The organism is Paracoccus hibiscisoli, assembly GCF_005048265.1.
Taxonomy (GTDB): domain Bacteria; phylum Pseudomonadota; class Alphaproteobacteria; order Rhodobacterales; family Rhodobacteraceae; genus Paracoccus; species Paracoccus hibiscisoli.
Genome location: NZ_SUNH01000005.1, coordinates 125,169 through 144,845, shown reverse-complemented (window position 1 = coordinate 144,845; position 19,677 = coordinate 125,169). Strand labels below are relative to the sequence as shown.

Annotated in this window: 19 protein-coding genes; 3 read left to right on the top strand and 16 right to left on the bottom strand. The window is 69.0% G+C overall.

What is annotated here, in order from left to right; genetic code table 11:
- Nucleotides 1–63 precede the first annotated feature (63 nt).
- Nucleotides 64–249, top strand: a complete 186-nt coding sequence (locus FA740_RS03565) for a DUF1289 domain-containing protein (RefSeq protein WP_136855400.1) — start codon at nt 64–66, stop codon at nt 247–249.
- Here the strand turns inward: FA740_RS03565 and FA740_RS03560 are convergent.
- Together FA740_RS03560 and FA740_RS03555 are read right to left on the bottom strand one after the other, a co-directional pair.
- The gene (locus FA740_RS03560; RefSeq protein ID WP_136855399.1) at nt 213–1,163 is read right to left on the bottom strand and encodes a DnaJ C-terminal domain-containing protein; all 951 of its coding nucleotides are present in this window, start codon (nt 1,161–1,163) and stop codon (nt 213–215) included. The two genes, FA740_RS03565 and FA740_RS03560, sit on opposite strands and share 37 nt — an antisense overlap.
- A gap of 57 nt (nt 1,164–1,220) precedes the next feature.
- Complete coding sequence (locus tag FA740_RS03555; protein ID WP_136855398.1) at nt 1,221–2,279, bottom strand: aldo/keto reductase; 1,059 nt, start codon at nt 2,277–2,279, stop codon at nt 1,221–1,223.
- A gap of 309 nt (nt 2,280–2,588) precedes the next feature.
- On the opposite strand from FA740_RS03555, the gene FA740_RS03550 reads away from it, so the two are divergent.
- A complete protein-coding gene (locus tag FA740_RS03550; RefSeq protein ID WP_169306205.1) occupies nt 2,589–3,260 on the top strand; it encodes a helix-turn-helix transcriptional regulator in 672 nt (223 codons plus the stop codon).
- Here FA740_RS03550 and FA740_RS03545 read toward each other — a convergent pair.
- The 9 genes from FA740_RS03545 to FA740_RS03505 form a co-directional block, all read right to left on the bottom strand.
- On the bottom strand, nt 3,257–4,765 hold the full coding sequence (locus tag FA740_RS03545; protein WP_136855396.1) for a phospholipase D-like domain-containing protein: 1,509 nt from the start codon (nt 4,763–4,765) through the stop codon (nt 3,257–3,259). The two genes, FA740_RS03550 and FA740_RS03545, sit on opposite strands and share 4 nt — an antisense overlap.
- A 141-nt stretch (nt 4,766–4,906) precedes the next feature.
- A complete protein-coding gene (locus tag FA740_RS03540; protein WP_211243635.1) occupies nt 4,907–6,304 on the bottom strand; it encodes a GntP family permease in 1,398 nt (465 codons plus the stop codon).
- A gap of 49 nt (nt 6,305–6,353) precedes the next feature.
- Complete coding sequence (gene denD, locus FA740_RS03535) at nt 6,354–7,283, bottom strand: D-erythronate dehydrogenase (protein WP_136855395.1); 930 nt, start codon at nt 7,281–7,283, stop codon at nt 6,354–6,356.
- Nucleotides 7,280–8,062, bottom strand: coding sequence for a DeoR/GlpR family DNA-binding transcription regulator (locus FA740_RS03530; RefSeq protein ID WP_136855394.1), 783 nt, complete (start codon nt 8,060–8,062; stop codon nt 7,280–7,282). Before FA740_RS03530 ends, denD begins: the two co-directional genes overlap by 4 nt.
- Complete coding sequence (otnI, locus tag FA740_RS03525; protein WP_136855393.1) at nt 8,059–8,847, bottom strand: 2-oxo-tetronate isomerase; 789 nt, start codon at nt 8,845–8,847, stop codon at nt 8,059–8,061. Before otnI ends, FA740_RS03530 begins: the two co-directional genes overlap by 4 nt.
- A gap of 1 nt (nt 8,848) precedes the next feature.
- The gene (otnC, locus tag FA740_RS03520) at nt 8,849–9,475 is read right to left on the bottom strand and encodes a 3-oxo-tetronate 4-phosphate decarboxylase (protein WP_136855392.1); all 627 of its coding nucleotides are present in this window, start codon (nt 9,473–9,475) and stop codon (nt 8,849–8,851) included.
- The gene (gene otnK, locus FA740_RS03515; RefSeq protein WP_136855391.1) at nt 9,472–10,719 is read right to left on the bottom strand and encodes a 3-oxo-tetronate kinase; all 1,248 of its coding nucleotides are present in this window, start codon (nt 10,717–10,719) and stop codon (nt 9,472–9,474) included. The genes otnC and otnK overlap by 4 nt, the downstream gene beginning before the upstream one ends.
- Complete coding sequence (gene ltnD / locus FA740_RS03510) at nt 10,716–11,624, bottom strand: L-threonate dehydrogenase (RefSeq protein WP_136855390.1); 909 nt, start codon at nt 11,622–11,624, stop codon at nt 10,716–10,718. Before ltnD ends, otnK begins: the two co-directional genes overlap by 4 nt.
- 100 nt (nt 11,625–11,724) lie before the next feature.
- Nucleotides 11,725–12,159, bottom strand: coding sequence for an Lrp/AsnC family transcriptional regulator (locus FA740_RS03505; RefSeq protein WP_136855490.1), 435 nt, complete (start codon nt 12,157–12,159; stop codon nt 11,725–11,727).
- Between the two features lie 131 nt (nt 12,160–12,290).
- On the opposite strand from FA740_RS03505, the gene FA740_RS03500 reads away from it, so the two are divergent.
- Complete coding sequence (locus tag FA740_RS03500; protein ID WP_136855389.1) at nt 12,291–13,328, top strand: ornithine cyclodeaminase; 1,038 nt, start codon at nt 12,291–12,293, stop codon at nt 13,326–13,328.
- Between the two features lie 12 nt (nt 13,329–13,340).
- Here the strand turns inward: FA740_RS03500 and FA740_RS03495 are convergent, their stop codons facing one another.
- From FA740_RS03495 to FA740_RS03475, 5 genes are all read right to left on the bottom strand, one after another.
- Nucleotides 13,341–14,135, bottom strand: coding sequence for an SDR family oxidoreductase (locus FA740_RS03495; protein ID WP_136855388.1), 795 nt, complete (start codon nt 14,133–14,135; stop codon nt 13,341–13,343).
- 173 nt (nt 14,136–14,308) lie between these two features.
- Nucleotides 14,309–15,199: a DMT family transporter gene (locus FA740_RS03490; RefSeq protein WP_277355189.1), complete on the bottom strand. Its 891-nt coding sequence runs from the start codon at nt 15,197–15,199 to the stop codon at nt 14,309–14,311.
- An 82-nt stretch (nt 15,200–15,281) separates the two neighbouring features.
- On the bottom strand, nt 15,282–16,421 hold the full coding sequence (locus FA740_RS03485; protein WP_136855387.1) for an ABC transporter permease: 1,140 nt from the start codon (nt 16,419–16,421) through the stop codon (nt 15,282–15,284).
- Nucleotides 16,418–17,557 (bottom strand): ABC transporter permease, encoded by a 1,140-nt coding sequence (locus FA740_RS03480; protein WP_169306204.1) that lies wholly within the window; start codon nt 17,555–17,557, stop codon nt 16,418–16,420. The genes FA740_RS03485 and FA740_RS03480 overlap by 4 nt, the downstream gene beginning before the upstream one ends.
- Before the next feature lie 16 nt (nt 17,558–17,573).
- Complete coding sequence (locus FA740_RS03475; protein WP_136855385.1) at nt 17,574–18,563, bottom strand: HlyD family secretion protein; 990 nt, start codon at nt 18,561–18,563, stop codon at nt 17,574–17,576.
- Nucleotides 18,564–19,677 lie beyond the last annotated feature (1,114 nt).

Below are 19,677 nucleotides of genomic sequence, written 5' to 3'. Positions count from 1 at the left end.
GGTCGGGCTGTGCCCGACCCGTCCCCCGCTCTCCCCGACACCCTCCCGAAAAGACCGACGCTCGTGACTCAAAGCCCCTGCATCAAGCTGTGCCGCATCGACCCCGACAGCAGGCTGTGCCTCGGCTGCCACCGCACCCTGGACGAGATCGCCGCCTGGGGCCGCATGACCCCCGCCGCCCGCGCCCGCGTCATGGCGGACCTGCCCGCCCGTCAGGAAACGTCGGACATGCCCCGCCTGGGGTCATAGGCGTTCTCGCGGCGCCATTCCTCGAAAAAGGCCGCCAGTGCCGGGTCCACGTGCGGCGGCATGGCAATGCGCAGCTCGACATGCTGATCGCCGCCGTTGATCCCCCGCCCCCGCAGCCGCAGCCGCTGACCCGAGGTGGCGCCACGCGGAATGGTCAGGTTCACCGGCCCGTCGATGGTCGGTGCCGCGACCTTGCCGCCCAGCACCGCCTCGTCCAGGCTGATCGGCAGCACGACATGGATGTCGTCGCCGTCGCGCCGGAACTGGGGATGCTCGCCCACGCGAACCTCCAGATAGGCGTCGCCGGCCTCGCCGCGCCCGAGGCCCGGCTCTCCCTTGCCGCGCAGGCGGATGACCTGGCCCTCGCGCACGCCCTTGGGAATGGCCACTTCCAATGATCCGCCCTGGGGCATGGTGATGCGCGTGCGCCCCCCGCGCGCCGCCGTCAGGAAATCGACCTGCAGCACCAGCCGCAGATCCTGCCCCCGCATGTCCGCGCCGCGCCCGAAACCGCCGAAACCGCCAAAGCCTCCGAACCCGCCCCGCGGGCCGCCCGACTGGCCGCCCGTCTGGCGCTGGCCGAACAGGTCGGCGAACACGTCCGACAGGTCGGGGTCCCCGCCATGCCCCGGCCCCTGGCCGAAGGGGTTGCCCTGCGCGCCGGGACGCCCGCTCCAGCGCGGGCCCTGGTCCTGGCCCTGATCGTTGATCTCGCCCGCGTCGAACCGGCGGCGCTGTTCGGGATCCTTGAGCAGGTCATAGGCCGCCGAGGCCGCGGCAAAGCGTGCCGCAGCGGCCGGGTCCTGGTTCAGGTCCGGGTGATCGGTCTTGGCGATGCGCCGATAGGCCCGCTTGATCTCGTCCGCGCTGGCGCCGCGCGACACGCCCAGGGCCGCATAGGGATCGCCTGCCATTGCCATATCCTTGTCTTCGTCTGCCTGTCTCTCAAGATAGAGACCACGCGGTTCACATCAATAGGGCAGCGGATGGGCGCGGTGCAGACGCTCGATCCCGCGGCGCAGCTCGTCAGGCAGGTCGCGGTCCAGGCCCGCGATCAGATGGCGCAGCTGGTCGGTCGTCGTGGCGCCGATGATCGGCACGACCTTGAACGGCCGAGTCAGCTGCCAGGCGATGGCCATGTGGATCACGTCCCAGCCATGCTCGGCCGCCAGCGCGCCATAGGCGGCCGCGGCCTTCAGCCCGCGCCCGGTCTTGCGCCCGCCCAGGTTGCCCTGCCCGCCGGTGGCCTTGTCCACCGCCGCGCGGCTGCCCTCGGGCAGCGCGCCCTCGGCGTATTTGCCGGTCAGCAGGCCCGCGGCCAGCGGCGAATAGGACAGCAGGGTGACATCCTCGTTCACCGCCACCTCGGCCAGGTCGGTGTCGTACAGACGGTACAGCGGCGAATACTCGTTCTGGATCGCGGCCATGCGCGGGGCGTCCATCGCATCGGCCACGTCGCACCAGCGCGTCAGCCCCCAGGCCGATTCGTTGGACAGGCCCACCGCGCGCAGCTTGCCCGCCGCCACGGCCTCCTTGAGCGCCTCCAGCACGTCGCGCATATGCGCCAGGGTCTGCGCCTTGTCCTGACCCGAGGGGTCAAAGCCCCAGTTCTGCCGGAACCCATAAGAGCCGCGCACCGGCCAGTGCAGCTGATACAGGTCGATGCGGTCCGTCTGCAGCCGCCGCAGCGAGGCGTCGATGCACGCGCGCACGGTCGCCCCGTCAAAGGGCGCGCCGTCGCGGACCATCTGGCTGGGCCCGGTGATCTTGGTCGCGATCTCGACGCGGTCGCGGTTGCCGGTGCGGGCCAGCCAGCGGCCGATGATCTCCTCCGAGACGCCGATCGTCTCGCGGCGAACGGGGTTGACCGGATACATCTCGGCGCAGTCCAGGAAGGTCATCCCGGCCTCCAGCGCCATGTCCATCTGCTGGTGGCCCCCGGCCTCGTCGGTCTGGTTGCCAAAGGTCATGGTGCCCAGGCAGATCCGGCTGACCTCGACCGCGCTGCCGCCCAATGTCACGCGTTCCATCCGTCGCCTCCTCGATGCTGTTCCGGCGCGCAGGCTAGCGATCCGCCAGCCGGGCGCAAGGCCGGGCATCGTCTTGGCCGCGCATGAAAAAAGGGACGCCCCGAAAGGCGTCCCCGAAAAACTGAAAAGCGGGGCAAGTCGCCCTTTACCGGTAAAATAAGCGCAACCTGCGCCCGACAGGGGTTACCCCGCCCGCACCCCGCAACGAAATAGCCCCAGAAGGCTATGTTGCACAAAGGACACGGCCCTTGCCCGCGACCGGCTCATGGGCCTACATGCCTGCACATAAACGGTGACCGGGTCCGCATCATGTCCCCCTCTTCCCTCGAACAGATCGACGAGGCGCTGGCCGCGCTGGCGCCGCGCGGCTTTACGATCGGTCTGCACATCCGCTATTCGCGGCCCGTGCGGCGCATCTCGACCTATCCGTCGCGCTGGATCCAGGCCTATACCCGCGCGAATCTGGGGGTGGGCGACCCGATGGTCATCTGGTGCGTGCTGCACCAGGGCAGCATCCGCTGGAGCGATCTGGCCCGCATCATGCCCGACCCGCTGAACGTCATGGGCCAGGCCCGCGACCACGGCCTGACCCACGGGGTGGCGCTGTCCTGGGGTCCGCCGGAATCGCGGTCCTATATCGGGGCCGCTCGCGACGACCGCGACTTCACTGATACCGAGATCACCCGGATGAGCCAGCTGCTGCGCCGCGCGCATGACATCGTCGAACGCGGTGCCTCGCTGCGCCCGATCCTGGTGGACGCGTTGGAGGCGATCGCCTGCGGCATGACCTATGATCAGGCCTGCGCGGCGCTTGGCATCTCGCGGACGGCGCTGCGGTACCGGCTGGGGCAGGCCCGCACCGCCCTTGGGGTCGAAGATAACGGCCATGCGATCCGCAAGGCCATCGATGCGGGACTGCTGAACGGGGTCAGCGTGTCCGGCCTCAGCAAGGGGCTGCCGACCGGACCTGACGGGGATTAACCCGCCTTGCGGCGCTCTGCCCTGCGCCGCCAGGTCAGCCGGCGCGGCCAGTGGATGCGGCGGATCAGTCCCTTGCGCTTACCCAGAGGCTCAAAGATCTTGTCGGGCCCTTCCGGGTCCAGGATCTCATTGTCGGCCAGCCAGGCCTCGAAATCGCTCAGCTCGGGGATCTCGTAGGGGATCAGGGTGCGGCCCTGCCCCTGCGGCCCGCGGCGGGCCTCGATCATGGCGATCAGGCTGCCGTGTTCGGCGATGGCCGGGGCGACCTCCTCGGGGCGCATGGCCAGATGCTCGGCCAGCAGGTCGTCGCGCAGGGCAGTGATGCTGGCGCGGGTGGCGTCGGCGCCGGGGCGTTCAGCCGCCAGCATCACGTCGCATTCCGTGTCCAGCCGCATCGAGCGGTTGTTGAAGTTGGACGAACCCACCCGCAGATAGGTGTCGTCCACAATCGTGACCTTGGCATGGACATAGATCTCGGCGCCCGCATCGGTCACCGGGTGATAGATGCGCAGCCTGTCGCGATGATCCAGCTTGCGCAGCGCCTCGATCAGCTGCGCGCGGGCGGTGTCCATCGCCAGCGGCTCCAGCCAGCCCTGCGCGCTGACCGGGTTGATGATCACGATCTCGGGGGGATCGTCCTCGATCAGCCGTTTGGCGATGGCCTGCGCAATGCGGCGGGATGCGAAATACTGGCTTTCGGCATAGATCACCCGCCGCGCGCGGGCGATCAGGTCCAGATACATCTGCTCGATCTCGAAGGCGGGATGCACGTCCGGGATCTCGGGGCGGGTCCGCGCGATGGCCAGCGCCACATCGCGGAACGTCGGCACCAGCGCTTCGGGCCAGCAGCCCGAGGAATCGCTGATCGGGGCCAGCACCTCGCCCGAGGCGATGCGCCAGCGGTCACGCGCCAGATCGCCTAGGGCCCGCGCGGCGGGTCCGTCAAAGGCGCTGGTCGCATCGTGCCATGGCTTGAGCGGCTTGCCGCCCGCGCTGGTGCGGCGGGGATCGTCGTCGATATGCTCGCGCGTGTCCCACCGGCCCTCGGTCATGTCGATGCCGCCGCAGAACGCCAGGCAATCGTCGATCACCACGATCTTCTGGTGGTGGCTGCTGGCAAAGGGATGCTTGCCGTCCAGACGCAGCGTGATGCGCGGATGCATCTTCCAGCGCAGGATGGTCAGCAGGGTCGATCCGCGAAACAGCGCCTTGAGCGCGCCGGTATCCCACCGCAACAGACGCACATGCAGTGTGGGGCTGCGGCGCGCCAGCCACATGACGAAATCGCCCAAGGCGGGGGGGCCGCCGTCCGAGGCGTCGCCCAGATGAATGCGGGCGTCGAAATCCCACCCGATCATCAGGATGCTGTGACGCGCCTGCAGCATCGCCTGGCGCACCACGCGGAAATATTCGTCGGCATCGGCAATGACGGCAAAGCGCCCCGACTGTTCGACCCGCCAGCAATTCCACCCCGGACGGGCCAGCCGGTCACTCGAAGCATCCATCCTGTTTCGCCAACCCTCTGTTGCTGTGTCGCAATCGCGCGCGACAGCGGAACCCTGTCGCGCCATTTTGGTTCCGCGCGGCCGACATGGCAAGGGGCGGGCACGTCGCGCCCGCCCCTGCCCGCCGGTCTCGGGGTCGTGTCAGCCGAACAGCGCGTTGCAGATCAGCAGCATCGCCAGCGACGATCCCCAGGCCAGCGTGGTCGGCACCGACCACAGCAGCATCTGGTGTTTCGCCTGTTTCACGCCCAGCATCCGGTTGATGACCCAGAAATAGCTGTCGTTGAAATAGCCGAAGACCATCGACCCGATAGCCGCCGCCTGCGCGGCAAAGACCATGTTCACGTCCGGCATGTTCATCAGGATCGGCGCCGAGATCGACGCGCCCGTGATCATCGCGACCGTGCCCGACCCCTGGATCAGCCGCACCAGCGAACTGATGACAAAGGGGATCAGCACCGCCGGAATGGCCAGCCCGGCCACCGCCTGGCCGATCACGTCACCCACCCCCGAATCGCGCAGGACCGAGCCCAGGGCCCCGCCCGCACCGGTCACCAGCAGGATGATGCCCGCGCTTTCGACGCCCTGCTCCATATAGCGCAGGACCTCCTCCCGCGGGCAGCCCGGCAGCAGGGTGTAGATCGCGACCAGCAGGCCCATCGCCACCGCGATCACCGGGTTGCCAAAGAACGACATCGCCTGCACCGCGATGTTGTTGGCCAGTTCGGGGTCGTCGGACAGGCGCACGATGGTCGTGGCGATGGTGTTCATAAAGATCAGCACGATCGGCAGCACCAGCGGCAGGACCGACAGGCCCAGCGACGGCAGGACCTTCTGGCGGTCATCGGCGGCGGTCTCGAACTGGCGATAGGCGGCGGCAATGTCCTCTCCGGTATCGGCCAGGATCATCCGCTCCAGCCGGGGGCCCATCGCGCGGGCGTAGAAGACGATGACCGCCATGCCCGGAATGGTGAACACGATCCCCCAGAAGATCATCAGCCCCAGATCGACGCCATAGATGCCCGCGACGCCCAGGGGGCCGGGGGTCGGCGGCACTGCATGGTGGGTCAGCATCAGACCGCCCGCCAGCGCGATGCCCAGGGTCAGGACCGACTTGCCGGAATTGCGCGCCAGCGCCTTGACCAGCGGCGACAGGATCACGAAGGCGCTGTCGCAGAAGATCGGGATCGACACGATATAGCCCGTCAGGACCATCGCCCAATCCTCGCGCTTTTTCCCGACCCAGCGGATCAGCGAATAGGCCATCTGCTCGGCCGCGCCCGACACCTCCAGGATGCGGCCCATCATGACGCCGAAGCCGATGACCAGGCCGATGGTGGACAGCGTGCGGCCAAAACCGGTGGTGATCGAATTGATCACGTCGGCGGGCATCATGCCGCCGATCAGGCCCGACACGGATGCGGCGATGATCAGCGCGATGATCGCGTGGACCTTGGTCTTTACGACCAGAAAGATCAGCAGGAAGATGGCAAAGCCAAGCCCTGCGATCAGCTGGAACTCCATTCCGGGTTCAGCCATGGGTTACTCCTCCACTGCGCCCGGTTGGGGCGCCTCCAGTTGAAAACGCTCAGCGATCTGCCAGGAACTGCTGCAGGATCGCGTCGAAATCGGTATCCGCCCCAAAGCCCAGGGCACGCGCGCGGGTCACGTCAAAGGCGCCAGGCCAGCTGCAGACGATGTCTATGATCCGCTGCTCGCGGGTCAGGGCGACGCGGGCGCGGGCCTCCGGGCCCGCCAACCGTTCCAGGCTGTCCAGCATTTCTGCGGGCGTCGTGGTGATGCCGGGCATGTCCATGACGCGGCTGAGGCCCAGATCGGCGGCCGGAATCCGGCCCGCGCGGACCAGGTTGTCCACCGCCACGCCCGGAGAGCTGATCCACAGCCGCGTGTCCAGCGGCACCGGGCATTCCGACGCCTGCCCCGCCACCGGTTCGCGGATGATGCCGGACACGAAGCTGGAGGCCGCGGAATTGGGCGCGCCGGGGCGCACGCAGATCGTGGGCAGGCGCACGGTCAGCCCGTCGACGAACCCCTTGCGGCTGTATTCGCTGACCAGCAGTTCCCCAATGGCCTTGCCACAGCCATAGGAGGACTGGGGCATCAGCGCCATGGTCGGCGGCACGATCTGCGGCATCTCTCCGCCGAACACCGCCAGCGAGCTGGTGAACACGAACCGTGGCGCGCGGTCCAGCCTGCGGCAGGCTTCCAGCAGCAGGCGGGTGGCATCGACGTTGATGTGCAGGCCAGTGTCGAAATCCTGTTCCGACTGGCCCGACAGCACGGCGGCCAGGTGATAGACCGTCTCCGCGCCCCCCGACAGCGCCCGCGCCACGGCATCCGCGTCGTCGATGGAGCCCACCAGGCTGTGCACCCGCGCGTCGTCGACCGGGCAGGCCACCCGGTCCAGCGACAGGATGCGCTCTGCGCCGTCCTTCAGCAGGGCGGCGATCAGGCGCGCGCCCAGAAAACCGGCGCCGCCGGTCACCACGATGGTCATGCTCTCTCTCCCTTCAGGTCGGGGGCCAGGATCACCTGGACGCCCATCTCGCGCAGGGCGTCCGCCGCCTCTGCGTCGATGCCCGCATCGGTCACGACCGTGTCGAAGACCGAGACGGGCAGGATGTTCATCGCCGCCACCGCGCCGTATTTCGTCGAATCCGACACCAGCACGGCGCGCCGCGCGCGATCGACCGCGACGCGCTTGACCGGGCCCTTGGCCTCGGAGGGCGAACTCAGCCCCGCCACCGTCCAGGACGAAGTCGAGATGAAGGCGATGTCATAGTTGAACCGCGCCAGCGCCTCGGAGGCGGCGCCCCCCACGCAGGACTGGTTCGCGCGCTCGACCAGCCCGCCGCTGTGATACAGCGTGCAGTCGGAATGCGTCGACAGCCAGGCGCAGATGACGAAATCGTTCGTCACCACCGTCAGCCCCCGCCGCCCGGCGATCTGGCGCGCCAGCTCCAGCAGCGTCGTGCCCGCGTCCAGATAGATCACCATGCCGTCGCGGACCAGATCGGCCGCGGCCTGCCCCACGGCACGCTTGGCGTCGGTGTTGATCGCGGCCTTCTGCAGGTGCGGCAGCTCCTGCGCCAACCTACGCGACAGGCGCACACCGCCGGTGACGGAGGTGACGCGGCCCGCATCCTCCAGCACCTGAATGTCGCGGCGCACGGTCATGTGCGACACGCCCAGGCGGTCCACCAGGTCGGCGATGCTGACGATGTCGCGTTCGGCCAGGCAGGACAGGATGAACTGCTGGCGTTCGGCGGGGATCATGCGGGCGTGCGCAGATAGGGCGCGGCCCAGCCCAGACCGTCCTCGGTCCGGCCGCGCGGGTTGTATTCGCAGCCCATCGGCCCGTCGAATCTGGTCCGGTCGAAGGCCGCGAAGATCTCCGCGTAGTTCAGCTCGCCCGTGTCGGGTTCGTGGCGGTCGGGGACGCCCGCGATCTGGACATGGCCATAGGCGCCCTTCAGCCGCTCGATCCGGCGGATGATGTCGCCGTCCATGATCTGCGTGTGATAGACGTCGAACTGCAGCATGACGTTGCGGCGGTCCAGCCCCTGGATCAGGGCCAGCGTCGGGTCCTGATGGGCGATGAAGTATCCCGGCACGTCGCGGCTGTTCAGCGGCTCGATGCTGATGAACAGACCGGCGCTTGCGGCCATGTCGGCGGCCTCGCGCAGGTTTTCGGTCCAGACCGCCTCGCAGGCGGCGCGGTCGGGTTCGCCCGCGGTGATGCCGGACATCACGTGGATGCGCGGACAGCCCAGGCCCGTGGCATAGGTGATCGCCTGCTCCACGCTGGCGCGGAATTCGGCGCGTTTGGACGGACGCGCGGCAAAGCCCCGCTCTCCCGCCGTCCAATCGCCTGCGGGCGCGTTGATCAGCGACAGGCGCAACCCGTTGCGGTCCAGCCGGGTCTTCACCACGTCGATGGGGTGGTCATAGGGGAACAGGAACTCGACCGTGTCAAAGCCCGCAGCGCCCGCCCGGTCGAACCGGTCCAGAAACGGCGCGTCGGTGAACAGCATCGAAAGGTTCGCGGCAATGCGGGTCATGTCAGTATCCTCCGCCCAGTTCGGCGATTTCGGCCTCGGTCAGGTAATGCAGCTTTTCGCCGCACAGGATGAACTGCAGCTTGGCAGTCTCCTCCAGCTCCTCGGCATTGTTGACGGCATCGTCGATGTCGCGGCCCAGCACCACGACCCCGTGGGATGCCAGCAGGAAGGCCTGCGCGCTGCTGCCCTGCGCGGCGGCGGCCAGGTCCAGCCCGATCTGCGGCGATCCGGGGCGGGAATAGGGGATGACCGGCATGTGCCCGATACGCATGACGTAATAGGGGGTGAAGGGCCGGATCGCGTTGTTGCGGGGCAACCCCTCAAGGCAGGACAGGGCGGTAAGATAGGTCGAATGCAGATGCACGATGGCCCCCGCCTGCGGCCGCACATCGTACAACGCGCGATGGAACGCGAACTCCTTAGACGGTTTGGGTCCCGGCAGCGGTTCGCCATCCGCGCCGATCACCGACAGCGCATCGGCGGACAGGCGGCCCAGGCTGCTGCCCGTGGGCGTCACGATAAAGCCGCCATCGGGGTTGCGGACCGACACGTTGCCCGCCCCTCCCACGGAATAGCCGCGGTCGAACAGGCTGCGGCACAGCAGCACCATGCGGTCGGCGGCGCTCATGCGGGCACCTGCTGGGCGTCGGTGAAGAAGGTCTCGGCCCCGAAATTGCCGGATTTCAGCGCCAGCGACAGCGGCTTGTCCACCGCGCGGACCCACGGCACGCCAGGCGCGATCTGGGGGCCGATGGCGAAGCCGGTGACCTGCAGCGCCTGTGTGACCGAGCCCGAGGTCTCTCCCCCGGCGACGATGAAGCGGGTGATGCCGCCCTCTGCCAGACGCGCGGCGGCGGCAGCAAATGTGCGTTCGACCGCCTCCGACGCGGCGGCGCCGTGCTGCCCCTGTATCTCGCGCAGGCGCGCCGGAGCGGCGGTCGCGGTGATCATCGGCGCGCGGCCCTGCGGCTGCGCCAGCACCCAGTCGGCCAGTTCGACGCCATAGGCGTCGGCGTCCGCCAGGCAACGCTCCACGTCCACATCCAGCGTCGGCGCCAATTCGCGATAGGCCGCGACCTGCCGGTTGGTCATCACCGAGCACGAGCCCGAGATCACCACCCCCGGCCCGTCCAGCGGCGCACCCGCATCCTGCGCCTGCGCGCAGGCCCCGCCCGACACCGCCCGCGCGATGCCGTAACCCAGGCCCGACCCGCCGGTGACCAGCGCCATGTCCGCCACGGCCTGCCCCAAGGTCGCCAGATGCGCGTCGCTGATCGCGTCCAGCACCACGTAACGCACACCATCGGCCCGCAGCGCGGCGATGCGGTCGCGCACGGCCTGCGGCCCCTGATCGACCGTCGCCGCATCGACAAGGCCACAGCGGCCCTGCGCCTGCCCCTCCATCAGCCGGATCAGGCTGCTGTCGCGCATGGGCGTGATCGGGTGATCGCGCATGCCCGAATCCTGCAGCAGGTCGCGCCCGACGAACAGGTGGCCCAGATAGACCGACCGCCCGTTCACCGGCAGCGCCGGGCAGATCACCGTGATGTCGGTGCCCAAGGCCTGCATCAGCGCATCGGCCACCGGGCCGATATTGCCCTCAGCCGTCGAATCGAAGGTCGAGCAGTATTTCTGATAGATCTGCGCGCACCCCCGCGCGCGCAGCCAGTCCAGCGCGGCCAGGCTGTCGGCCACCGCCTCCGCCGCAGGGTTCGAGCGGCTTTTGAGAGAGATCACCACGGCATTGGCATCGACCTGCGCATCCGCGTCCGGCACGCCGATCATCTGCGTGGTGGTCAGGCCACCCGCGACCAGGAAACCGGCGATGTCGGTCGCGCCGGTGAAATCATCCGCGATGACGCCGATCTTCATGCTTTGCCCTCCGGCAGGGTGATGCCTGCGAAGGTCTTGATGACCGCGCTGTCATCCTCGGCCCCGTGACCCATGTTGGACGCCTGCTGGAACATGGCAAAGGCCGCCGATGCCAGCGGCAGGGGAAAGCCCATGGCGCGGCCCGTTTCCGTGACCAGCCCCAGATCCTTGACGAAGATGTCGACCGCCGAAGTGGGCGTGTAATCGCCGTCGACCACATGCTTCATCCGGTTCTCGAACATCCAGGAATTGCCGGCGGCGTTGGTGACCACGTCGTACATCGTGTCCAGCGGGATGCCCGCGCGGGCGGCCAGGGCCATCGCCTCGGCGCCGACGGCGATATGCACGCCCGCCAGCAGCTGATGGATGACCTTGACCGTCGCGCCTTGGCCGATCTCGGACCCGATGCGATAGGTCTTGGCGGCCACCGCCTCCAGCACCGGGGCCAGCGCGTGAAAGGCCGCATCCGGACCCGAGGCCATTACCGTCATCGCACCCTGCGCGGCCTTGGCGGCCCCGCCCGACACCGGCGCGTCCAGCATCAGCACGCCGCGCGCCGCCAGATCGGCGCCCAGGGCGCGCGCATCATCGGCCGATTGGGTGCAGCTGACCATGATCGCGCCGCCCGGTGCCACGCGATCCGCGACGCCCCCCTGACCCAGGATCACCTGCCGCGCCTGCGCGCCGTTCACGACCAGCACGATCACCGCGTCGAAAGCGCCGGTCAGGCCCGTGATCGCGTCGGCGACGCCCTCGGCGCCCTGCGCCGCAAAGGCGTCGCGGCGTCCCGCATCCAGGTCGATGCCGTTGGTCGCCAGCCCGGCGCGCAGGCAGGACAACGCCGCCCCCATGCCCATCGACCCCAGGCCGATCACGCAGACACGATAGCTGGAATTCACGGTCATGATGCCCTCTCCCTCACGGTTTGTCACAATTAGTCACAAACTGCGCATGCGCGCAACAATTCTTATCGTTTCATCCCGTTTTTTAACATCATTAAGAGTTCTACCCCCGCGACCGCGCGCGGCGGGACGACAGCAGCAGGTTCGTCTCGGACGTCATGACCCCCTCCAGATTGCGGATGCGGCGCAGAACCTCGTCCAGTTCGGCCAGCGACAGGGCCGATATCTCGACGATCAGGTCCCAGCGGCCATTGGTGGCATGGACCGCCGTAACCTCAGGCATGCCGGACAGGCGCGCCATGATCCGGTCACCGCCCCGCCCCTCGATCCCGATCAGCATCAGCCCCCGCACCGGCGCATCCGCCACATCGCCGCGGGTGATGGCGGTAAAGCCCAGGATCTCGTTCGCTTGCTGCAGGCGGGCCAGGCGCAGGCGCACGGTCGCGCGGCTGACGCCCAACCGCTCGGCCAAGGCCTGAACGGGGGCGCGCCCGTCGCGGCGCAGCTCGGCGATCAGCCTCTGGTCCAGTTCGTCCATTTCGGCACTTTTGCTGTCCGTTTCGGCCAGCAGGGCCACCGGATTGACGGATTGTCCAGTTGAAACCGGCCCGTTTCGCACAGCATCCTGCCCCAAAGGCCGCAACGCCCCTTCCCGCAGGAGCCCACATCATGACCCCGCCCTCCCGCCACGCGATGGTGCCCTTTGTCAGCGTCGATCACATGATGCGCCTGGTCCGCCACATCGGGATCGAGCCGCTGATGGTCGAGCTGACCGAGGCCATCGAGGCCGATTTCCGCCGCTGGCCCGACTTCGACAAGACGCCCCGCGTGGCCAGCCATTCCGACATCGGCGTGATCGAGCTGATGCCGACATCGGACGGGACGCATTACGGGTTCAAATATGTGAACGGCCATCCCGGCAACATGCGCCGCGGCCTGCAGACGGTCACGGCCTTTGGCGTGCTGGCCGATGTGGCGACCGGTTATCCGGTGCTGCTGTCGGAAATGACCATCCTGACCGCGTTGCGCACCGCCGCAACCAGCGCCATGGCCGCGAAATGGCTGGCGCCCCGCGACGCCAGCGTCATGGCGATGATCGGCAACGGCGCGCAGGCCGAGTTCCAGGCCCTGGCCATGAAGGCCGTCTGCGGCATCAGCGAGGTGCGGCTGTATGACATCGACCCCGCCGCCACGGCCAAATGCGCCGCGAACCTGGCCGGGCGCGGCCTGCGCGTGACCTCCTGCGCCAGCGCCGAGGAGGCGATCCTGGGCGCGCAGATCATCACCACCTGCACCGCGGACAAGCAATATGCCACGATCCTGACCGACAACATGGTCGGCGGCGGGGTCCATCTGAACGCGGTCGGCGGCGACTGTCCCGGCAAGACGGAACTGGCCCCCGCGATCCTGCATCGTGCCGGGATCTTTGTCGAATACCCGCCCCAGACCCGCATCGAGGGAGAGATCCAGCAGCTGGACCCCGACCACCCCGTGACCGAACTGTGGCAGGTGATCGCAGGCCAGGCGCCGGGCCGCACCGAAAGCCCATGCCGGGTGTGCCCGGGCACCAACCCTGATCCGCCGCGCCTCCGGTGGATCTGCAGGGCGGCGGCGTCACGCCAGCCGCAGACCCCATGCCGGTGCGGATCGCATCCATCGCGGGGCTGGAGGTCGGTCCGTGAGGCCCGGAGAGCGCAGATCGGCTGACGCGCCCTGCGCCTAGCTGCCCGGCGCGGCGGCTGATCCGGCCAGGATGCCGCCGTCGATGGTCAGCTCTGCGCCGGTCATGTAGGCGGCCTCGTCCGAGGCCAGCAGGACGGCCAGCGCCGCGACCTCCTCGGGCCTGCCAAAGCGGCGCATCGGCGTGTCTGCGACCATGGCCGCCTCGCGGTCCGCGCGGTCGGGGCCGTGCCCCAGCATCGGCTCCCACATCGGCGTCATCACGGCGGCCGGGTGGATGGAGTTGCAGCGGATGTTCAGGCCCTGCGCCGCGCAATACAGCGCCACCGTCTTGGTGTGATTGCGGATGGCCGCCTTGGACGAGGCATAGGCCGCGGCCATCGGAATGCCGACCAGACCCGAGCGGGACGAGATGTTGATGATCGACCCCGCGCCCCGGCCCCGCATCGCGCGGATCGCATAGCGGCAGCCCAGGAACGTCCCGTCCAGGTTCACCCGGTGCACGGCGCGCCAGTCGGCCAGCGTGGCATGTTCGGGGTCATGGGCCGGCGGGATTGCGTCGGACGGCCCCTCGAAACCGGTGATGCCGGCGTTGTTGACGACCACGTCCACCCCGGGGAACCGGTCCGCGATGTCGGACCAATCGGCCTCGGAGGCGACATCAAGGCGGGCAAAGGTGCCGCCGATTTCGGCGGCGATCGCCTGGCCAAGGGGCATGTCGATATCGGTGACGATGACTTGGGCCGCCTCGGCGGCAAAGGCGCGTGCGATGGCCGCGCCGATGCCGCGCGCGGCCCCGGTCACGAGGGCGGTCTTTCCTGACAGTCGGGGCATGATCATTTCCTGAATGCGGATGGTCGGAAGGCCGCGTGGCCTGCATGGGGCTGGGGTTACCGGTCCGGTCTGTCCATCGTCACGCACTCCTCATCCAGGTCCCCAGCGTAACCGTCCGGGCGCGGGCCGGTCAAGACCGCCAGGGGCGCGCCACACGGCCTGATGCGCGCGGGTCAGCCGACCGCTGCCCGCCTTTGGCCGCGCCACAGGATGAACAGGCCCGAAAGCACGATCAGCCCGGACCCCGCCAGCATGCCAAGGGTCAGCGTCTCTCCGAACAGCACGATGCCCAGGGCCGCGCCGAACAGCAGCCGGGTATAGCGGAACGGCGTGACCGCCGAGACGGCCCCGGTGCGCATGGCCTTCATCAGGCAGGAATAGGCGCCCACCCCCACCAGGATGGTCCCGGCCAGCGCCAAGCCCGCTTGCGCATCGGGGAGGCGAAACGCCTCGCCCTGCCACAGCCAGACGATCAGCCCGGCGACCGCCAGCGCCAGAAAGCCGTACAGGCCCAGGATCGCCGTGCTAAGGCTGCGCGGGGCGGCCCGGCTGGCCAGGTCGCGCCCGGCGAATCCCAACATGCCCACGACGGCCAGCAGCGACAGGGCCGAGAAGCCCTCGGTCCCGGGACGCAGGATGATCAGCACGCCTGACAGCCCCAGCCCGATGGCGGTCCAGCGCCGCCAGCCCACCCGCTCTCCAAAGATCACGGCGGCCGCGGCCACGACGACCAGCGGCGTGGCCTGCAGGATCACCGTCGCGGTCGACAGCGGGATCAGCGCCAGCGCCAGCACATAGAAGAGCCGCCCCGTGATCTCGAAGATGACGCGAACGCGCATGGCGGGCGAGACGACATCGCGGGTCATCAGCGCGTCGCCCCGGCGCCGGGCGATGACCGCAAAGATCAGCGCGCCCCCCAGCCCAAAGACGATCAGGATCTGCCCGATGGGCAGCGCGGTCGTCACGGCCTTGACCAGCGCGTCCTCGACGGCAAAGGCCGCCATGGCGGCGATCATCCAGGCAGCGCCGATGATGTTGTTCTGGTGGGCGGCATCGGCGTTCACGGTGCGGGTCCTTCCGGGGCCGGGCAGTGCTGGTGCCCTGCCTAGGGCAGGCCACGCGGTTTCGCAAACACCCCTTTGCCCGTCAGGTGGGCAGCCGGTGGCCTTGCCGCGCGGTGCGGCGCGTCTCGACCGCCAGCACGGTCAGGCCCAGCCCTCCGGCCAGCGCCCAGAGATGCCACAGGACCGGCGCGATCTGCGGCAGGGTCGCGCCCATCTGCGTCACCCGCACCAGCCCGTCGATGGCCGGGGTCGAGGGGATCAGCTGCGCCACCGCGTTCAGATGCGCCGGGATCGCCTCGACCGGCCAGGCAAAGCCCGACAGAAAGAAGAACGGCAGCCCAAGCGCTAGCAGCACGACCTGCACGACCTCTCCGCACCGGAACAGCGCCGCGACCAGCTGCGCCAGGAACCCGGCCGCCAGCACGAAGGGCAGGCCCAGCATCATCAATGCCCCCGGCCCGCCCAGGATCGGCAGGCCATAGAGGACCGGCAGCACGATCAGATAGATCGGCAGCAGCCCCGCCCAGATCGCCAGCCACGCCCCCGCCCGGCCCATCAGCCGCCAGACCGGATGGCCGGGCAGCGGCCCCCGCCGGGTCGCGGCCAGCGCCAGGCCCATCATCATCGTCTGCTGCAGGATCAGCACGAAGGCCGCGGGCAGCACATAGGTCGCGTAACCGGCGGCGGGGTTGAACAGCGGCACCTCGACCTGGACGGCGGGGCTGACCTGGGCGGTGGCCACGGCGCGGGGCGTGCCCTGGGCGATCAGGCGCCCGGCCTCGATCTCGGCGCCCATCTGGCGCAGGGGCACGGCGGCGCCCTGCATCACGCGCTGATACATCAGGAAATAGCTGGCATCGGCATAAAGCGCGACGGGGCTTTGATCGCCGCGCAGCAGGGCGCGTTCGAACCCGTCGGGGATCAGCATGACGCCGTAAGCGCGGCGTTCGTGGACCAGCCGGGTGGCCTCGGCCATGTCGGGGGCGCGGTGGGTCAGGGCGACCGCCTCCGACGCGTCCACGCGCCGCGCCAGATCGGCCGATGCGGTCGAGCCGTCCTGATCGACCAGCACCACCGGCACGTCACGCAGCAGTTCGGCCCGATAGGGCAGCGGATAGATCACCGCATAGAGGATCAGCGCCAGCAGCACGATCATCCGCACCTGCTTGTCGCCCAGCACGGCGGCCAGTTCCGCGCGAAAGGCGGTGGCAAGCGGGCTCATGGCGCGGCCTCCTGCCGGGCCAGGCGCGACAGCTGCGCCAGGATCAGCGCCGCCAGAACGCCCGCGATCACCGCCAGCCACAGGACCGACATGGCGGATATGTCCAGGGGCGTCGCCCGCAGCGACTGGTCGATGCGCAGCTGCACATACCAGGTGCCGGGAATGGCCGCGCCCCAGGCCTGGGCCAGCGTCGACATCGCCTCGCGCGGGAAACCCAGGCCCATGAAGCCGAAGGCGGGCGCGGTGATCAGCGCGATCATGCTGGCCGCCCGGCCCATGTCGCGGGTCAGCACGAAGGCCAGCGCCCCGATCATCTGCGAGGCCAGCACGAACAGCACCGCCCCAAGCGCCATCAGCCACAGCGACCCGCGCAAAGGCACGGCCAGCCAGCCGTACAGCGCCACATCCGACAGGCCCAGGATCAGCAGGAAGATGATTGTATAGGGCAGGATCTTGCCCAGCATCGCAGGCAGGATGCCCCCGCCCATGCGCATCAGCACGCGCGGATGCCGCCCCGGCCCGAAATCCAGCGATACCGCATAGGCGGTCGCGGCGGCGGCGATGATCTGCAGCACCGTGGGGATCAGCGCGGCCAGCAGGAAATGCACATAGTCGAAGGCCGGGTTGAACAGGGCATGCGCCTGCATCGGGATCGGCTGCAGGGCGACCATCGCCTGCACGGGCGCCTCTCCCTGGCCCTGGCGCACCGACAGGCGCAGCCCGGCCAGCGCGGTGTCGATGGCATTGCGGGCGCCGCGGGCGACCAGCGATCCGGCGCTCATGTGCTGGTTGTCGTAGAAGGTGACGATCTCGGGGCGATCGCCGCGGATCAGGTCGCGTTCCAGATCGGGCGGCATCAGGACCGCGCCGCGCACCGCGCCGGACACGATCAGCGACCGCGCCTCGGACAAGTCCGAGGCGCGATGGGTCACGGTCAGTTCGGGCGCGGCGTCCAGCATCCGCGTGACGGCCCGCGACAGATCCGAGCGGTCCAAGTCGATCACCGCCACCGCCATGCCGGTGGGAATGCCCGCGCGAAAGATGCCGCCCAGAACCAGCAGCATGATCACCGGCAGCACGATCACCAGCCCCGCCAGTGCCGGGCGGCGCGGCAGCAGGCGGATTTCGCGTGCCATGACGGCCAGCATGGCCCTAGCGGTCCAGCTGGATCAGCGCGGACATGCCGGGGCGCAGGCCCTCCAGCGGTTCGACCGGGCGGGCGCGCAGTTCAAAGCTGCGCAGGTCGAAATCGCCCGTCGCGCGGGTGGCGCGCCAGCTGGCGAACTGGCCCTGCACGTTGATCAGGGTGATCTGGGCCTCGGCCTCACGGTCCAGGGCGGGGATGCGGATGGTCAGCCGGTCGCCCATCTCCAGCCCCGCCAGCAGATCCTCGCGCAGGTTGAAGGTGAACCAGGCCTGGTCCAGATCGACGATGGTGAACAGCGGCGCGCCGGGGCCGACATTCTCGCCCAGCTCGATCATCCGGCCCGAGACCTCGCCGGACAGGGGTGCAAAGATCTCCAGCTCGTCCAGATCCGCCTGGCGTTGGGCCAATGCGGCCTCGGCCTGGGCGACTTGGGCGGCCGCGACATCGCGTTCCTCGGGCGAGGCCCCGGCGCGGGCCAGGTCCAGCTGCGCCTCGGCGGCCTCGACCCGGCCTGCGGCGGCATCCAGGTTGCGCGTGGACTGGTCCAGCGCCGCCTGCGGGCGCAACCCCTGCTGCGACAGGCCAGTGTCGCGGCCCAGCTGCTCCTCGGCCAGACGCAGGTCGGCCTGGGCTGCGGCCAGCTCGGCCTCGCGGGCGCGGATCACCTCGGGGCGGGTGGCGCCGGCCGCGGCCTCCGAGGCGCGCGCGACCTCAAGGCCCGAGGCGGCGGCGGCATGGGCGGTCACCAGCTGCGGGTTCGACAGCCCGGCGATGGGCTGACCCTCCTCGACGCGCTGGCCCAGATCGGCGTCGATCCGCACGACCCGCCCCGAGGTCCGGGCCGACACATCGACACGCGGCGCGGCGACCTCACCCTGGATCAGCAGCGGACCGGGACGCGTCGCCCACCAGACGGCGGCGATCACCAGCGCGGCCAGAAGGGCCAGGACCAGGACGGGCAGGACGGATCTGCGGGGCGCGGAGGCTGGCTTCATGAGTTCGGTCCCTGATGGTCGATTGGCGCCAAGATTACGCACCGCCCGCGCCAAGGACAATTCCATCATGCGCATCCAAACGTGGGGTCAGATGGCTGGCAGGCCACTTTTCCGTCCCGAAGCGGCGCGGCTGCAGGCGCGCCCCGCATACGATGCCGAGACCGCATTGCGGCCGATCAGGGGGCCCTGTCGCGGCCATGCCACAAGATCGCAACGGATGGATATGAGCAGACCCCTTCCGAGCGCAACCCAAGGCGCGATGGCGCGGAAGGCGCATCAGCCCAAGGCCTGCAAGGCGCCTTTGGCCGAGTCGACCCCATGCCCTCGGGGCGCGGCCCAAACCCGGCGACACGTCAAAGGGTGATGGCGAGCACTTGGATACGGCACACACCACTGGCTCAACGAAATCAGGCGGGCCATGAACAAGCCTTCATGCAAATCGCCTAGACGGGCACTTTCGCGCCCCTAGCCGGCTGAAACGAGGGCGCGCCGGTCACGGGAATCGGGCTCTCGTAACAGGGCAAGGCCCTAAGGCCTCTCGGGAACCTGGCGACTGGCCGGATTGCCCTGCGGCTGGCCGGATTACGACTGACGCGTCGGACATGGACAGCACGCAGACGACTGCCGTTGGTTCAGATTCGCGCTCCGCCATCGCGTTGTGCCGAATTCCGCGGCTGTTTACCGAACCCGGACCGACCGGTTTCCCGACCAACGCCTCAGGCTCGCCCTGCCGCTCGTGCGACCTGCATCCGGCATGACAAACCCAACGCGACGTTGCCGGTCACCCGTGCCGGGTGCCGGGCCGTCAATCGCGGGGTCATGCTCCACGCGGGCGACCGTAGCCAACCGACCATACGCCGGGCTTCACCTGCCCCACATTGGTCCTTCGTCCACAACAAGGGTTCACCTGAGGTTGCGCCGCCTTTCGACCTTGGCTACCGGATGCTGGAGCTTTCCGGCCCTGTCATAGCGACAGGCTGGCCTCGCCGGCGGGATGATGCAGGACGATCAGGCTTAAACCGATGGCACCGCTATAACCTTCCAAAGGCATGAAAACTTCAGGGTGACGTCGTCGGCGCAGGCCCATGCGTCCAAGACGGCTGGCGGCCTGTCG

What these genes read in the sequence shown, in the direction of transcription:
- FA740_RS03540 (WP_211243635.1), bottom strand. Translation starts at nt 6,304, where the DNA reads ATGGCTGAACCCGGAATGGAGTTCCAGCTGATCGCAGGGCTTGGCTTT.
- FA740_RS03545 (WP_136855396.1), bottom strand. Translation starts at nt 4,765, where the DNA reads ATGGATGCTTCGAGTGACCGGCTGGCCCGTCCGGGGTGGAATTGCTGG.
- FA740_RS03480 (WP_169306204.1), bottom strand. Translation starts at nt 17,557, where the DNA reads ATGGCACGCGAAATCCGCCTGCTGCCGCGCCGCCCGGCACTGGCGGGG.
- FA740_RS03555 (WP_136855398.1), bottom strand. Translation starts at nt 2,279, where the DNA reads ATGGAACGCGTGACATTGGGCGGCAGCGCGGTCGAGGTCAGCCGGATC.
- FA740_RS03495 (WP_136855388.1), bottom strand. Translation starts at nt 14,135, where the DNA reads ATGCCCCGACTGTCAGGAAAGACCGCCCTCGTGACCGGGGCCGCGCGC.
- otnC (WP_136855392.1), bottom strand. Translation starts at nt 9,475, where the DNA reads ATGAGCGCCGCCGACCGCATGGTGCTGCTGTGCCGCAGCCTGTTCGAC.
- FA740_RS03550 (WP_169306205.1), top strand. Translation starts at nt 2,589, where the DNA reads ATGTCCCCCTCTTCCCTCGAACAGATCGACGAGGCGCTGGCCGCGCTG.
- FA740_RS03505 (WP_136855490.1), bottom strand. Translation starts at nt 12,159, where the DNA reads ATGGACGAACTGGACCAGAGGCTGATCGCCGAGCTGCGCCGCGACGGG.
- denD (WP_136855395.1), bottom strand. Translation starts at nt 7,283, where the DNA reads ATGACCATCGTGGTGACCGGCGGCGCCGGTTTTCTGGGCGCGCGCCTG.
- FA740_RS03475 (WP_136855385.1), bottom strand. Translation starts at nt 18,563, where the DNA reads ATGAAGCCAGCCTCCGCGCCCCGCAGATCCGTCCTGCCCGTCCTGGTC.
- FA740_RS03485 (WP_136855387.1), bottom strand. Translation starts at nt 16,421, where the DNA reads ATGAGCCCGCTTGCCACCGCCTTTCGCGCGGAACTGGCCGCCGTGCTG.
- FA740_RS03560 (WP_136855399.1), bottom strand. Translation starts at nt 1,163, where the DNA reads ATGGCAGGCGATCCCTATGCGGCCCTGGGCGTGTCGCGCGGCGCCAGC.
- otnK (WP_136855391.1), bottom strand. Translation starts at nt 10,719, where the DNA reads ATGAAGATCGGCGTCATCGCGGATGATTTCACCGGCGCGACCGACATC.
- FA740_RS03500 (WP_136855389.1), top strand. Translation starts at nt 12,291, where the DNA reads ATGACCCCGCCCTCCCGCCACGCGATGGTGCCCTTTGTCAGCGTCGAT.
- ltnD (WP_136855390.1), bottom strand. Translation starts at nt 11,624, where the DNA reads ATGACCGTGAATTCCAGCTATCGTGTCTGCGTGATCGGCCTGGGGTCG.
- FA740_RS03530 (WP_136855394.1), bottom strand. Translation starts at nt 8,062, where the DNA reads ATGATCCCCGCCGAACGCCAGCAGTTCATCCTGTCCTGCCTGGCCGAA.
- otnI (WP_136855393.1), bottom strand. Translation starts at nt 8,847, where the DNA reads ATGACCCGCATTGCCGCGAACCTTTCGATGCTGTTCACCGACGCGCCG.